Annotated in this window: 10 protein-coding genes; 5 read left to right on the top strand and 5 right to left on the bottom strand. The window is 60.5% G+C overall.

Annotation, left to right across the window (positions count from 1 at the left end; all coding sequences use genetic code 11):
• Positions 1-203 precede the first annotated feature (203 nt).
• From NUW46_RS00935 to nirD, 3 genes are all read left to right on the top strand, one after another.
• Positions 204-1436: an NAD(P)/FAD-dependent oxidoreductase gene (locus tag NUW46_RS00935; RefSeq protein WP_418141146.1), complete on the top strand. Its 1233-nt coding sequence runs from the start codon at positions 204-206 to the stop codon at positions 1434-1436.
• 35 nt (positions 1437-1471) lie between these two features.
• Complete coding sequence (nirB, locus tag NUW46_RS00930) at positions 1472-3979, top strand: nitrite reductase large subunit NirB (RefSeq protein ID WP_418141145.1); 2508 nt, start codon at positions 1472-1474, stop codon at positions 3977-3979.
• Between the two features lie 204 nt (positions 3980-4183).
• Positions 4184-4552 carry a nitrite reductase small subunit NirD gene (nirD, locus tag NUW46_RS00925; protein ID WP_418141144.1) on the top strand — a complete coding sequence of 123 codons (369 nt, stop codon included), beginning with the start codon at positions 4184-4186 and terminating at the stop codon, positions 4550-4552.
• Between the two features lie 135 nt (positions 4553-4687).
• Here nirD and NUW46_RS00920 read toward each other — a convergent pair whose 3' ends face one another.
• Complete coding sequence (locus tag NUW46_RS00920) at positions 4688-7852, bottom strand: efflux RND transporter permease subunit (protein WP_418141143.1); 3165 nt, start codon at positions 7850-7852, stop codon at positions 4688-4690.
• Positions 7852-8928 (bottom strand): efflux RND transporter periplasmic adaptor subunit, encoded by a 1077-nt coding sequence (locus NUW46_RS00915; RefSeq protein ID WP_418141142.1) that lies wholly within the window; start codon positions 8926-8928, stop codon positions 7852-7854. Before NUW46_RS00915 ends, NUW46_RS00920 begins: the two co-directional genes overlap by 1 nt.
• Positions 8929-9115: 187 nt before the next feature.
• On the opposite strand from NUW46_RS00915, the gene NUW46_RS00910 reads away from it, so the two are divergent.
• The gene (locus tag NUW46_RS00910; RefSeq protein WP_418141141.1) at positions 9116-10483 is read left to right on the top strand and encodes a WS/DGAT/MGAT family O-acyltransferase; all 1368 of its coding nucleotides are present in this window, start codon (positions 9116-9118) and stop codon (positions 10481-10483) included.
• A gap of 9 nt (positions 10484-10492) precedes the next feature.
• Here NUW46_RS00910 and NUW46_RS00905 read toward each other — a convergent pair whose 3' ends face one another.
• Together NUW46_RS00905 and NUW46_RS00900 are read right to left on the bottom strand one after the other, a co-directional pair.
• The gene (locus tag NUW46_RS00905; RefSeq protein WP_418141140.1) at positions 10493-10900 is read right to left on the bottom strand and encodes an NINE protein; all 408 of its coding nucleotides are present in this window, start codon (positions 10898-10900) and stop codon (positions 10493-10495) included.
• A gap of 385 nt (positions 10901-11285) precedes the next feature.
• Positions 11286-12392, bottom strand: coding sequence for a helix-turn-helix domain-containing protein (locus tag NUW46_RS00900; protein ID WP_418141139.1), 1107 nt, complete (start codon positions 12390-12392; stop codon positions 11286-11288).
• A 225-nt stretch (positions 12393-12617) separates the two neighbouring features.
• On the opposite strand from NUW46_RS00900, the gene NUW46_RS00895 reads away from it, so the two are divergent.
• Positions 12618-13523 (top strand): metal-dependent hydrolase, encoded by a 906-nt coding sequence (locus tag NUW46_RS00895; protein WP_418141138.1) that lies wholly within the window; start codon positions 12618-12620, stop codon positions 13521-13523.
• 132 nt (positions 13524-13655) lie between these two features.
• Here the strand turns inward: NUW46_RS00895 and NUW46_RS00890 are convergent, their stop codons facing one another.
• On the bottom strand, positions 13656-14441 hold the full coding sequence (locus NUW46_RS00890) for a class II glutamine amidotransferase (RefSeq protein ID WP_305965470.1): 786 nt from the start codon (positions 14439-14441) through the stop codon (positions 13656-13658).
• Positions 14442-14456 lie beyond the last annotated feature (15 nt).

Here is a 14456-nt window from a genome sequence, read left to right as displayed (position 1 = left end):
AAGCTAACCAACTGATTTTAAAGGCTTCCAAGAACTGGCACGAAGATCGCTTTGCAAGAAGCAAGGACGAACGTCCCGGCCAAGGATCAGGCCGGACCATCAGATCATTGTTGTTGGCATTGGCGCCGGACCATCGATTTCCCTTCTGGGAATAGATGCTCCGGCTTTTTTTGTTTGGTCGAAAAAGTACGGGTTCGAGCGAAATGACAGGACACACTGAATCGACACTGGTGATTTGCGGGCACGGCATGGTTTCACAACGCCTGCTGGAAGCTCTCTGCCGTGAGCAAGTCAGACCGTTTACCCGCATCATCGTGTTCAATGGCGAGGCATCCGCTGCCTATAACCGGATACAACTCTCCGGACTGCTTGCCGGTGAAACCGATGAAGCCGCTCTGACCTTGCAGCAGGACAGCTGGTTTCGGGACAACGGCATTGAGGTGTTCACTGGCGAACCGGTGGTCTCGGTCAACCGTGAAGATAGGACGGTGACCACCACAACCGGTCGGGTTCAGCGCTATACCCATCTGGTGTTTGCGACCGGTTCGCGCCCTGCGAAACCGGGGCTGCCGGGCCAGGATCTCCCGGGCGTGATGACCTTTCGGGATCTGGATGACGCCAGAACCCTGATCGATGTGGCTCGCAGACACCGCCGGGCAGTGGTGATTGGCGGCGGTTTCCTGGGCCTGGAGGCCGCTGAGGGTCTGCGCCAACGCGGTATGGCCGTCACTCTCCTGCACCGCAGCAGTCATCTCCTGAACCGGCAACTCGACGAGATCGGCGGCCACCTCCTCCAACAACACATGGAAGAACGCGGCGTGAGTGTCCGCACCGCGGTTGCTCCCAAGGCTCTGCTTGGACGATCGATGGTCAGGGCGGTGCAACTGGACGACGAAACCCTGATCAGCACCGATCTGGTTCTCTTCGCCACTGGCATCGCACCATCTGCAGAGCTTGCCCGGGCTGCGGGCCTGGAATGCGATCGCGGCATTCTGGTGGACGGACAACTACGTACCAGCGACCCGGCAATCTCTGCGCTGGGCGAGTGCTGCCAGTTGGGAGACATCAGCTTCGGGCTGGTGGAACCCGGGTACCAGCAGGCCGAGGTGCTTGCAGGCGTGCTCAGCGGAAACACTCCAGACGCCGAATACAGGCCGGTGGATACACCAACCCGCCTGAAAATCAGCGGCGTTCCGATTTTTTCCTGCGGCCAGATCAGCCCCGATGGAGAAACCGAATCGGTGGTCTGGCAGGACCACGAACAGAGTCACTATTGCCGACTACTCATCCGCAACCAGCGCCTCACCGGCGCGGTGTTGCTTGGTGATACCCGGGACGGACCCTGGTACAGCCAGCGCATCCTGCAACAGGACGATATTTCCCGGTACCGGGACTTCATAGCATTCGGCAAGAACTACTGCGAAGCAGCGGCATGAGCCTTCAGCCAGCTGCCCCGAAAGAGGACAGACCCATGAGCAAGAAAACCCTGATCGTCGTCGGCAATGGCATGGTCGGCCATCACTTCCTGGAGCAGTTCTGCGCCAGTCCGGCGGCCGACGACTACGAAATCATCGTGTTTGGCGAGGAGAAACAGCTGGCCTATGACCGGGTTCATCTGTCGGAGTATTTCGGTGGTTCCACCCACGCCGATCTCGCGATGGGCACATTGGAGTGGTACACCGAGCAAGGCATTCAACTGCATCTTAACGAGCAGGTGACCGGCATTGACCGGGAAAATCGCACACTTGAAACGCCCCGGAGCAGCTATCGGTACCACGAACTGGTGCTGGCCACCGGCTCCTATCCGTTCGTGCCGCCGATTGAGGGCAATGACCGGCCCCACTGCCTGGTATACCGCACCCTTGATGACCTGGATGCCATTCGCGCCAGCTCCGAAGGGGCCCATACCGGCGTGGTCGTCGGCGGTGGCCTGCTGGGTCTGGAAGCGGCCAATGCGCTCAAGAGCCTGGGACTGGCAGCCCACGTGGTGGAGTTTGCCCCCCGGCTGATGCCGGTTCAGCTTGATGCCGACGGCGGCGCCCTGCTGCGTCACAAAATCGAGGAACTGGGCGTTCAGGTGCACACAGAGAAGGCAACCATTGCCATTGTCGAGGGCAAGGACGCTCGCCTTCGCATGAACTTCAGCGACGAGTCCTTCCTGGAAACAGACCTTATCGTGTTCTCTGCCGGCATTCGTCCCCAGGATGCCCTGGCCCGGGCCAGCGGCCTGGAGATCGGCGAGCGCGGCGGCATCGTGATCAACAATCACTGCACCACTTCCGATCCCCATGTGCACGCCATTGGGGAGTGCGCGCTCTGGGAACAGAAGATTTTCGGCCTGGTGGCTCCGGGCTATACCATGGCCCGCACCCTCTCCGCTGCGCTGAACGGTGATCGCGAGACGGCCTTCACAGGTGCCGACATGAGCACCAAACTGAAGCTGCTGGGCGTGGACGTGGGTTCCATTGGCGACGCCCATGCCCAGACCCCGGGCGCTCGCAACATCCGCTTCAACGATGAGCAGGCCGGTCATTATCGCCGCATGGTGATCAGTGAAGACAGCAAAACCCTGTTGGGTGCCATTCTGGTGGGCGACAACAGCCACTACGACACGCTGCTGCAATACGCCCTTAACGGCATCACGCTGCCGGAGAATCCGGAAACCCTGATCCTGCCGGAAAGCCAGGGCGGGGCACCAGCCCTGGGCCCCGACGCCCTGCCGGAGACTGCCTCCATCTGTTCCTGTCACAACGTCACCAAGGGCGATATCTGTGGCGCCATCGACGCCGGCTGCTCAGACCTTGGCAGCGTCAAGTCCGAGACCAAGGCCAGTACCGGCTGCGGCGGCTGTACGGCGCTCCTGAAGAACGTGGTGGACAGCGAGCTGGAAAAACGTGGCGTGGAGGTCAGCAAGGATCTTTGCGAGCACTTCCCGTACAGCCGCCAGGAGCTGTTCCACATTGTGAAGGTGAATGGCATTCGCACCTTCCGCACCCTGATCAGCCAACACGGCAAGGGCCACGGCTGCGACATCTGCAAGCCGGCGGTGGCCTCGATCCTCGCCACCTGCTGGAACGAGCACATCCTGGCCACGGATCACGTGCCGCTGCAGGACACCAACGACACCTTCATGGCCAATATGCAGAAGAACGGAACCTACTCGATTGTGCCGCGCATCCCGGGTGGTGAGATCACGCCGGACAAACTCATCGTGCTGGGTGAAGTGGCCAAGGAATACGACCTGTACACCAAGATCACCGGCGGCCAGCGGGTGGACCTGTTTGGCGCCACCCTGAGCCAGTTGCCGGAGATCTGGGAAAAGCTGATCGCCGCCGGCTTCGAGACCGGCCACGCCTACGGCAAGTCACTTCGTACCGTGAAATCCTGCGTCGGCAGCACCTGGTGCCGCTACGGCGTGCAGGACAGCGTGGGCATGGCGATCCGTCTGGAGGACCGCTACAAGGGCCTGCGGGCGCCCCACAAGGTGAAGATGGCGGTGTCCGGCTGCACCCGGGAGTGCGCTGAAGCCCAGAGCAAGGACTTTGGCGTGATTGCGACGGAAAACGGCTGGAACCTGTACGTCTGCGGCAACGGCGGCATGCGGCCCCGCCACGCCGACCTGTTTGCCACTGACCTGTCTGACGAAGAACTGATCCGCACCATTGATCGGGTGGTGATGTTCTACGTGCGCACCGCCGACAGGCTGCAGCGCACCAGCGTCTGGATGGAGAACCTTGAAGGCGGCCTGGAGTACCTGAAGCAGGTGGTGCTGGAGGACAGCCTGGGAATCTGCGCAGAGCTGGAGGAGCACATGGAAGGGATTGTCGGGACCTACCAGTGCGAGTGGAAGACGGCCGTCGAGGATCCGGAGAAGAGGAAGCGGTTCCGGGAGTTTGTGAATGCGCCTTCGCAGTCGGATCCGGTGCAGGAGTGGACCGTTGAGCGGGGGCAGCGGCGGCCTGTTTTGGAATCCGCGTAGATTTTTGGTTGAGGGGCGGAGCGCAGGGGTAGGTATCTTTCCCCTCGGGAAAAAGAACTCGCTTCGCTCAGACACCTTTTTCCTGTCGGGGAAAGATACCTACCCCCACGCTCACCCGGCCAAGAGTTAACGCCTGGGTGCAACAAGCCAGAATTTTCTAGGACGAATCGGCTTGAACAGCTAATAAAGACATTGGAGGAACATATGAAACCACGCACTCGTTGGGAAGCCGTCTGCACCGTAGACGATTTGGTACCGGAATCCGGCGTTGCAGTCTGGACAGACGAAGGACCGGTCGCGGTGTTTTATCTTCCGCACCGGCTGCCCGCACTGTTTGCCATCAGTCACACTGACCCGTTCAGCGGCGCCAATGTGCTGGCCCGGGGGATTACCGGGGATCTGAAAGGGGAGCCGGTGGTGGCCTCGCCGCTATACAAACAACATTTCAGCCTGCGCACCGGTGTCTGTCTGGAAGACGATGCCGTAAGGGTCAAAACCTACCCTGTCCTGCTGGACGGCAACCAGATCCGCTTGGAGGTCCGGGCCAACCAGCGAGAATCCATCGCGGCCTGAGCCCTTAACAATGCCGGCGGAAGCCGGCGCGTGGTATGGGAGGTCTTTGTGGAGGGGAAAAGATGTCTGAGCGAAGCGAGTTGCTTTTCCCCGGAAGAAAGACCTCCCATGGCGCGTGACGGCGATACTCCGAGGCTAAACCTCTCTGGAGCGACGCCAACGCTCACGCCAGCCAAGAACGAAGATGGTCAGTGACGGCAGGAAGGTCACGGTTACGATGGCGGCCCCCAGCAGGCCGAACAGGACGATGGCGCCCACGCCCCGGTAGAGTTCGGTGCCTTCGCCTGGCAGGAATACCAGGGGCGAGAGGCCGCAGATGGTGGTGAGGGTGGTCATGGCGATGGGGCGCAGGCGGGTCTGCACGGCGCTGGTGACGGCCTGCACCACGGTAACGCCTTTCTGGCGCAGGTTCTGGCGGGCCTGGTCCACCACCAGGATCGGGTTGTTCACCACCGTGCCCATCAGGATCAGGAAGCCCAGCATGGTGATCATGTCGAAGGGCTGCCTCAGAGGCTGCAGGCCGAGCATGGGCAGCAGGCCACCCACCAGGTTCATCAGGGCCAGGCCCACGATGCCGCCAGCCACACCAAGTGGGATGGCGGTCATGATCAGCAGCGGGAAGCCCCAGTGGGCGAAGATGGCCACCAGCAGCAGGTAGACAATGGCGATGGCGATGATGAAATTGCCGGTCAGCGCTTCCCGCGTGGCGTTCAACTGGTCGCTGGCACCGGAGATATCCACGTCCACATTCGCCGGCAAAGCACCGCTTTCGCGCATGGACTGAAGCAGTTCCGTGCGTACCCGCTCAACACCGGCCTCGAGCGGCACATCGTCCGGGGGAATCACGTTCAGGGTCACGGTGCGGCGACCATCCACCCGGCGGACGGTGCTGGTATCCACGGTTTCCTCTATGGTGGCGAGGCTGGACAGGGGCAGGGTCGCGCCCTGGGGCGTGTGCACCATGACATCCGGCAGACTGTCCAGTGACGGATTGCGACCCTCGCTGCCATACACATAGATATCGATCTTTTCGTCGTCCAGGAAGAAGTCGTCCACGTAGCTGCCCTCGGTCAGGGAGGCCACGGTGAAGCCAATGCCTTCGGCACCCAGGCCAAGTTCCGCTGCACGATCCCAGTCGGGCATGATCTGGATCAGCGGTTGTGCCAGAGACAGCGTGGAGGGCTGGCTCTGGATGCGGGGATTGTCGAAGATCTCTTCAGCCCGCTGGTAGGCGGCATTGGCCGCACTGTACACCGAAACCAGGTCGGGGCCGGAGATATCCAGGTTGATGCTGCGGGTGCCGCCGTCGTTACTGGATATGATGGAGCCTTTGGCCGCGAAGGCGCGCATGCCCGGGAACTGTTCATAAAACCGGGTGATCTCGTCCATCAAAGCTTCGATATGCCGCGGATTCAGGGTCTCTGCAATGATCCGGATCCGGGTTGGCGTTACCTGCATATTGAGATAAGCCATGGGCGGCACGCTGGTCTCGCCGGCGGCATAGGCCTGGCCATCGGCGTTCACGTGGGGCAGGAAGTAATCCTCTACCTGTTGGGCAATGGCTTCCATCTCCTGCAGGTTGTAGCCCGGCGGCGCTGACATGGCAGCAAAGGTCTTGGGTTCCTCACCCTCAGGCAGGTATTCGGCGGGCGGGGTCAGCACGAAGATCACCCAGAGGCTGACACCCACGGTTGCCGCTATGACCAGAACACGACGCACCGCGCCATTCACCAGCCAGCGCACCGCCGCCATGGCGGCCCGACTCCAGCGACCCGAGGTCTCATTGCCGTATTCATCCGTTTGCACACCCCGGCGGCCGAAATCCAGCCGGGCACAGAGGGTGGGTATGATGGTTATGGCCACCAGCATGGACGCCAGAATGGCGGCGGAGATCGCGATTGCCACGTCGGAATACAGCTGTCCGGCCTCTTCCTCGATGAACAGGATCGGCAGGAACACCAGGATGGTTGTGGTGGTGGAGGCCAGAACCGCCGGCCAGACTTCCCGCACGCCCTTGAGGGCCGATTCGAAACGGTCCAGCCCGAGACGCCGGTGTCGCTCGATGTTCTCCAGCACCACGATGCTGTTGTCGACGGTCATGCCGATGGCAAAGGCGATGCCCGCCAGGGAAATCACGTTGATGGTGCGACCGGTGATCAGCAGCCCGATAAACGCAGCAATGGCGCACAGGGGGATGCCCACCACACCCGCAAACGTCGCTCTACCGGATCGCAGAAACAGGAACATCACCAGGGTTGCGAAGGCGGCGCCAATGCCGAGGTTGGTCCAGACATTGGCTACAGAGGCTTCCACATACCGGGCATCGTCTGCGGTCAGTCCCAGTCTCATGCCCGCCGGCTCAAGCACCTCCCGGTTGATCGCGGCCACTTCATCCATCATCGCGTGCTTGATATCGATGACGTTGGACCCACTCTCGCGACGAACCTGCAGGCCAATCACCCGCTGTCCGTTAACAACGGACAATTCCCGAATGCGTGAATGCCCTTGCCGGACCTGGGCAACTTCACCCAGGCGCACCACGCTGTCACCCTGCCTTAGAACCACCAGTTGCTCCAGGGATTCAACGTCGTCAAAGCGCCCAACCGTGCGCAGGAGGTACCGGCGCTTGCCGGCATCAATCTCGCCACCGGAAATGTCCTGGTTGCGACTGACAATGGCATCACGCAGATCGAGCAAGCTCAGGCCCCGCTGGGCCAGGGCCGCTTCGTCCACAATAACCTGCATCTGCCGGTCGGCACCGCCGCCGACGGTCACCTCGGAAACCCCAGGCACGCTCTCCATCCTTGGCCGAACGCGGTCTTCAATAAAATCGCGCATCAGTTCGATATCCAGTTCCCTGGGGTTGCCCTCCAGGGTGGCGATGCGGAAATACATGAACGCGTTGGAGGAGAAGGACGCCGCCACGATGCGCGGCTCATCGACGTTTCTCGGATAATCCGGGACCTGGCTCAGGGCATTATTAATCTGGATCAGCGTCTCGGTGATATCGACGCCGAACGGGAACTCCAGCTCGATTTCGGCTGCACCGCTGGACGCGGTGGAGGTCATTCGACTGAGATTGGGAACATTGCGCAGGAACCGTTCCTGCTCGATCAGGATGTCCTTCTCGATGTCCTGGGGCGTGGCGCCGAGCCAACTGGTTTCCACCGTCACCGTGCGCACTTCCAGATCCGGAATCATCTGGACCGGAATTCGAAGTGCGGCGGCGGCCCCGAGGATGGCCACAATCAGGGCAATCACGGCGACCAATGTGCCGTGGCGGATTATGCCGGCAAACATCAGCGGCTCTCCCGCTCGGCAATGCGAACGCTGATGCCCTCGCTCAGGGACTCGTTGCCACGGACCACCACCTTCTGATCTGCCTCAAGGCCGCTGGTGACCTCTACCCGGCCCTCAAAGCCGGTACCAAGACGCACCCGCTTTTCGGTCACGGTCCAGGTAGTTTCATCCTCCGGTTCGGCGATCCATACGGTGGTTCGCCCTTCGGGATACCGGTTGATGGCATCCCGCGAGACCGTCAGGCCAAGTTCACCGGTCGTCACCCGCAGAACCGCCTGAGACGACATTCCCGGTAGCAGCTTCACCGACTCGGGCTTTATCGCGCGGAGAAGAAAGGTTCTGGACTGGGGATCATTGACCGGCACCAGAACATCGATGGTTGCTCTGATCAGCTCCTGCCCGTTCTGCACCAGAAGCCGGCTGTTGTCGTCGATACGTTTGTAGAAGGACTGGGGTACCCGGAAATCCAGACGCAGGTTGTCGGTATCAACCAGCGTCAGCAGTTGGTCACCCGGGGTGACCCATTCACCAATATCCCGTGAGCGTTGGCTGACCACACCGTCAAAGGGCGCTGTCACGCGATGGCGATCGGCCCGGACTTCCACCTGTCGGCGGACAGCTTCCAGGCGTGCAAGCGCCGCCTCGCTGGCCGCCACTTCACTTTCCCGGGCACTGACTTCGGTAGCCGCAATATTACGGCCTGCACCCACAGACCTGGCCTCACGCAGCCGGCGCTGCGCCTCATCAAGACGGCTGCGCGCCTCTTCCGCATCGGCCCTCGCGGCCGCCAGCTCCCAGGTGACCATCTCATCGTCGAGCTCGACCAGCACATCGCCCCGGGAAACACGGTCCCCGGTTTCCACCCGAACCGCCTCCAACAGGCCGGCCACTGCCGCCGACATACCGGAGACCCGCAGGGCATTTACCGTACCGTTGAGGGTCACTTCCTCGATGATATTTTCCGACGAGACGGTTTCCAGCTGGACACCTGGCAGGTCCTGGGCAGCGGTAGACAACGAAAACAGGCCGCACAGAAACAAGAGAACGCCATGCAGGCTCTTGATGAGAGTTCCCACGTCCTTTCTCCAAGATTCATTTTGATGGATGCAGTTACTAACCTTAGTTCATGGCTTACGTTGAAAAACCCCGTCCGGACCTTGGACACGGTTTGGCCCATCCGGGTGAGGGAATGCGAACCGGGGTCAATTCCGTTGCCAGCTATCTGAGCTACTATTGTGGCAACACCAATTACAAGGACGCCCCGTGAAACCTCTCAGCCCGACGGATCAGCTTTTTCTATGGCTGGAAAAGCGGCAGCAGCCCATGCATGTGGGCGGTCTTCAGCTGTTTTCTTTTCCCGAGGATGCACCGGACGATTACGTCGCCCAGCTCGCCGACCGGCTCAGGCAATTCACCAAAGTAACGCCGCCGTTCAACCAGCGCTTGGATTACCGGTTCGGCCAGCCAGTCTGGGTGGAAGATGAGCATCTGGATCTGGAGCACCACTTCCGTTTCGAAGCGCTACCGACGCCGGGACGGGTAAGGGAGCTGTTGTCGTTTGTTTCGGCGGAACATTCCCACCTGATGGACCGGGAGCGACCACTGTGGGAGTTCCATCTGATTGAAGGGCTGGGGGAGCGGCAGTTTGCCGTCTATATCAAGGTGCATCACGCCCTGGTGGACGGCGTATCGGCCATGCGGATGGTCACCCGGATGCTGTGTCAGGCGAGCGGCGAACGGGACATGCCGCCGATCTGGGCCATGCCACCCCGCCCGTCCCGTGAAAAGGAGGATGGTGGCCCCTCCCTGTGGCGCAGTGTCGGCCATCTGCTGGGCGAATCCGGCAAGCAACTTGGCACGGTTCCCACCGTAGCCCGGGAGCTGCTACGAACCATCAACAACGCCCGCAAGGACCCGGCCTACTCCTCCATATTCCACGCACCCCGCAGCATCCTGAACCAGAAAATCACCGGTTCCCGACGCTTCGCGGCGCAATCCTATGAACTCAGTCGGATAAAGGCGGTGTGTAAAACCTACAGAACCACGGTGAATGACGTGGTGATGGCCATGTGTGCTACTGCGCTGCGCAGCTATCTGATGAACCGGGACGCGCTGCCGGAGAAACCGCTGATCGCCATGGTCCCGGTGTCCCTGCGCAGGGACGACAGCTCCGGCGGCAACCAGGTGGGCGTTATCCTCGCCTCGCTGCACACAGATGTCACCAGCCCGGTCACCCGGCTGATGCAGATCCATGAGGATGTGAAAGCCGCCAAGGAGCGCTACGCCCACATGTCTCCGGAAGAAATCATCAACTACACCGCTCTGACCCTGGCGCCGGCGGCCTTCCATCTGCTGACCGGCATGGCTCCGAAATGGCAGACCTTCAACGTGGTCATTTCCAACGTCCCCGGCCCGCGGGAGACCTGCTACTGGAACGGGGCAACCCTGGACGGCATGTACCCGGTCTCCATCGCCATGGACCGCCTGGCCCTGAACATGACCCTGACCAGTTACGGCGACCAGGTGGAATTCGGCCTCATCGGCTGCCGCCGCACGCTACCCAGCCTGCAGCGGATGCTCGACTACCTGGAGGAAGCCCTGGTTGAACTGGAGACCGCCGCAGGCTTGTAAGCAGCTCGATCAGCCGAAGCGGCGCTCCTCATTGCGGATGGAGATCTGGTTGTTCAGGGTCCAGAAGTCATACAGCACACCAATCAGGAACAGGCCGCCGGTCAACAGGTAGATGATGCCGGTAATCCACTTGCCCATGTACATCCGGTGAATCCCGAACACACCCACGAAGGTCAACAGGATCCAGCCGATGTTGTAACTGACTTCACCCTCCCGGAACCGAAGGTCTGCCTCCCGGTCCATGGCCGGGATCAGGAACAGGTCGATGATCCAGCCGATGAACAGAAGTCCCAGGGTAAAGAACCAGATGGTGCCGGTGACCGGTTTACCGTAATAGAACCGGTGCGACCCCAGGAATCCGAAGATCCAGAGCAGGTAGCCGATGAGTTTGCTGTGGGTGTCTGGCCTTTGGGTCATATTCGTTTTCATCCTCTTGGTTTGGTGTCTGGTTCCAATTATGGCCCTAGCCTGTTTGATTTGGGGGCTGGCCGGGGGGAAGGAATATTTTCCCTCGGGAAAAACAACTCGCTTCGCTCAGACATCTTTTTCCTGTCGGGAAAATATTCCTTCCCCCCGTCCGTCGAACCATTGTGGCATAGGATCAGAAAAACAAATTAAGAACGAGCAATAACTCTTCTGACGGCATTCTCAGCTGTCAGCAGGGCGTGGGGTGGGGCATAAATTTTCAGGGGAAAAAGATGTCTGAGCGCAGCGAGTTGTTTTTACCCTGAAAATTTATGCCCCGCCCTGCGACCACGCTCCAAACAAGCGGCCCGACAGACCGAACACCCCAAGCCAAACATTACGGACCAACCTCCGGAGCCGGATCCGGACCACCCTCGCGAAACTCGCTGGCCGACTTGCCGGTCCACTTTCGGAACGCCCGGCTGAAGTTAGACAGGTCCGCATAGCCCAGCTCGTAGGCAATCTCGCTGACGGACTGGTTGGTATAGCGGAGCAACTGGATCGCCCGGTCTTTCAGAACCGACTCGAGGATTTCACGGTAGCTGGTATCGCGGTCGGCCAGGCGGCGTTTCAGGGTTCGGGACGAGACGCAGAAACGCTCGGCCATGGCTTCCAGGGACGGCAAGGGGCCGGGCATCATCCGGAGCATGTTGCGGATGGCCAGGACAATGTCACCCTGCTCTTTCAGGGCCTTCTGGAGCTCGAACTCACACTGATCTCGGGCCATGCGGGAGGCTTCGGCGTCGGCCAGGCGCATGCGCACTTCCAGAAGCTCCCGGGGGAACACCATCATTTCATCCGGCTGGCCGTATTCGAATCGGACCGGTAGCTGGTTCGCAAACTGCCGGTAGCAGGACGGCTCCGCCGCGCTCAGGCGAACGGTGACGCCCGGGAGCTTGCCGTCTTCCAGGGCAAAGCCGTGTCTAGCAGCGTCTTCCCGGTCCAGGAGCTGTTCGGTCAGCAGGATCAGGGTGGCGCTCACGGTCTCGGCGAGAAACGGATAGAGGCCGGGCACTTCGAATTCGGTGCACAGCTTTACCAGCACCTGATCCCCTGCTTCGGACTGGCTCATACTGAGGAACGGTACCCGCAGATGCAGGTAACGGCGCACGGAATCCAGAGCATCGGCGAAGGTGGGGCTGGTAAGAGCCGCGAAGCCCAGGGTGCCGTGAATGGTCAGGCGCAGTTCGCGGGCCAGCATGAAACTGAGACCGTCCTGGCCGGCCAGGTTTACTGCCCGCTTGGCCATAATGATGGCATCGGTGACAAACACCCGGCTGTCGTTGCTCTTAAGATCGTCCGGGCTGAACTCCAACCCTTCATAGAGTAGCCGGTCGTTGTAGCCCAGTTGGCGGACGGTCTCGGCCAGAACCCGCAGGTAAGCGCCCGGTACCAGGAACAACCCCAGCATCTGCCGTTCTTTGTCCGGACCGCTTGCGCTCATTGGCATTCCTTCTTATTGGCGTGGCTGAAGCACTTTAACTGACTGTATCAGATGCCTCTTGCCGCTACAGTGGGGCCCGGTACACCATGCTCGCCGTCAGCATGGTCAATCAAATCCCGGCCCGTGTCCCATCCTGATCGACTGCCGTCCCCTTTGCGCATTCCTGCCTGACCTTGACTGCCACACACTGGAGCCATGACATCAGCCAGAGTGAGGAGTACACACATGCTGAGCAACAAAACCGCAGAAGACAAAAAAACGCCGGTTAGCCGGGCCTCGAACACCCCGGACAACGTCACCATCACCGCCCAGCGCATGGGGTTCGAGTTCGGTGAACAGGTTCCCCGCTACTGGGTCGATAACAGCTACACCATCAGCCACATCATGAATGGTCTCTCGGTGCTGTTTCCGCAGGGCGAGCAGTTCTTTGTCGATTCGGTAAGGGCGTTCCGGGACAAGATCTCGGATCCCAAGCTCAAAGAGGAGATACGCGGGTTCATTGGCCAGGAGGCCATGCACTCCCTGGAACACATCGCCATGAACCAGCATGTGCGTGACCAGGGCATGCCGGTGGAAGAACTGGAAAAACACCTGGAAGTGGTCCTGGGCATCGCCAAGAAACTGCCCAAGCGTCACCAGCTGGCCATCACCTGTGCCCTCGAGCACCTGACTGCCATGATGGCCGACATGCTGCTGGAGCGGGACGATGTCCGTCAGGACATGGATGAATCCATGCGCCCGCTATGGGTCTGGCATGCGATTGAAGAGACCGAGCACAAGGCGGTTGCCTATGACGTATTCCAGGCAGCAGGCGGCACCTACGCCGAAAGAACCTTTTATCTCGCCTTCAGCACCGCCGCCCTGGGTGTGATGAGCACCTACTTCACCAGCCGGATGATGCTGAACGACCGCAAGAACTTCTCTCTGAAAGATACCGCTTCAGGTCTCTGGCGCCTGTGGGGCCTCAACGGAACCTTTTCCAGCCTGATTCCCACATGGCTGGAGTATTTTAAGCCCGGTTTTCACCCCTGGGATCACGACAACAGCGACCTGATTGCCCGTTTCAAGGAAGAAATCCAGGCCCACATCGCACCGCAATACAAGAAAGGTAATCGCAGGACGCTTCAGTAAACCACGGAAGCAACTCCCAACCCTGCAGGGAAGCGGGTGGGGAGGTCTTTGTGCAGGGAAAATGATGTCTGAGCGCAGCGAGTTGCCTTTTCCCGGAAGAAAGACCTCTCCGCCCGATTCCCAGCTACCGGGTCAGACATTCGGCTCAGCGACGCCGGATCGAATGACTTCCCCCTTCCTCCAAAGCCGCCATTCACCGGGCTGGTAGACATCCCACTTTTCATCGGTGGTCAGTGGCTCCGTCACAATCACGCTGACGATATCGTTGGGCGTCGTTTCCGATTCAAAGTCCACCGTCACGTCCGCGTCTTTCAGGCGAGCAGGACCGAACGGAGCCCTTCGGGTAATGCTGGCCATCTTGGTGGTGCAGTAGGTAAACAGCCAGTCGCCGTTACTCAGCAGGAGGTTGAAAACGCCCTGGCTGGCGTATGCCTTCGACAGGCTTACGAGCCGATCGATGATGTCGTCGGTCGGGGTGTTCCGGTCGCAATGGCTGCGCAGGTGGTTGAGGATATCGCAGAACAGGGCTTCGCTGTCGGTGGTGCCGACCGGCTCGTAAAAGCCCGGCGTTGAGCGGAAGCCGGATAACTGGCCGTTGTGGGCGAACACCCAGTAGCGCCCCCAGAGTTCGCGCATGAACGGATGGGTGTTGGCCAGGCAGATGTCGCCAACGTTGGCCTGGCGAATGTGGCAGATGGCCACTTCGCTCTTGATCGGATGGGTCTGGACCACTTCGGCGATTCGGGAACTGGCGCTGGCATCGGCATCGTGGAAAGCCCGAACGCCCTTGCCCTCGTAGAAGGCCACACCCCAACCGTCCTTGTGGGGGCCGGTCTGGCCGCCGCGGCGGGTGAGGCCGGTGAAGCTGAAACACAGGTCAGTGGGCGTATTGGCGCTCATGGCCAGCAGTTCACACATGGGCTAGGTCAATCT

The organism is Marinobacter sp. MA (genome assembly GCF_048298425.1).
GTDB classification, from domain to species: domain Bacteria; phylum Pseudomonadota; class Gammaproteobacteria; order Pseudomonadales; family Oleiphilaceae; genus Marinobacter; species Marinobacter salsuginis.
This window is presented reverse-complemented; position numbering and strand designations above follow the sequence as displayed.

What these genes read in the sequence shown, in the direction of transcription:
- NUW46_RS00935 (WP_418141146.1), top strand. Translation starts at nt 204, where the DNA reads ATGACAGGACACACTGAATCGACACTGGTGATTTGCGGGCACGGCATG.
- nirB (WP_418141145.1), top strand. Translation starts at nt 1,472, where the DNA reads ATGAGCAAGAAAACCCTGATCGTCGTCGGCAATGGCATGGTCGGCCAT.
- nirD (WP_418141144.1), top strand. Translation starts at nt 4,184, where the DNA reads ATGAAACCACGCACTCGTTGGGAAGCCGTCTGCACCGTAGACGATTTG.
- NUW46_RS00920 (WP_418141143.1), bottom strand. Translation starts at nt 7,852, where the DNA reads ATGTTTGCCGGCATAATCCGCCACGGCACATTGGTCGCCGTGATTGCC.
- NUW46_RS00905 (WP_418141140.1), bottom strand. Translation starts at nt 10,900, where the DNA reads ATGACCCAAAGGCCAGACACCCACAGCAAACTCATCGGCTACCTGCTC.
- NUW46_RS00900 (WP_418141139.1), bottom strand. Translation starts at nt 12,392, where the DNA reads ATGAGCGCAAGCGGTCCGGACAAAGAACGGCAGATGCTGGGGTTGTTC.
- NUW46_RS00895 (WP_418141138.1), top strand. Translation starts at nt 12,618, where the DNA reads ATGCTGAGCAACAAAACCGCAGAAGACAAAAAAACGCCGGTTAGCCGG.
- NUW46_RS00890 (WP_305965470.1), bottom strand. Translation starts at nt 14,441, where the DNA reads ATGTGTGAACTGCTGGCCATGAGCGCCAATACGCCCACTGACCTGTGT.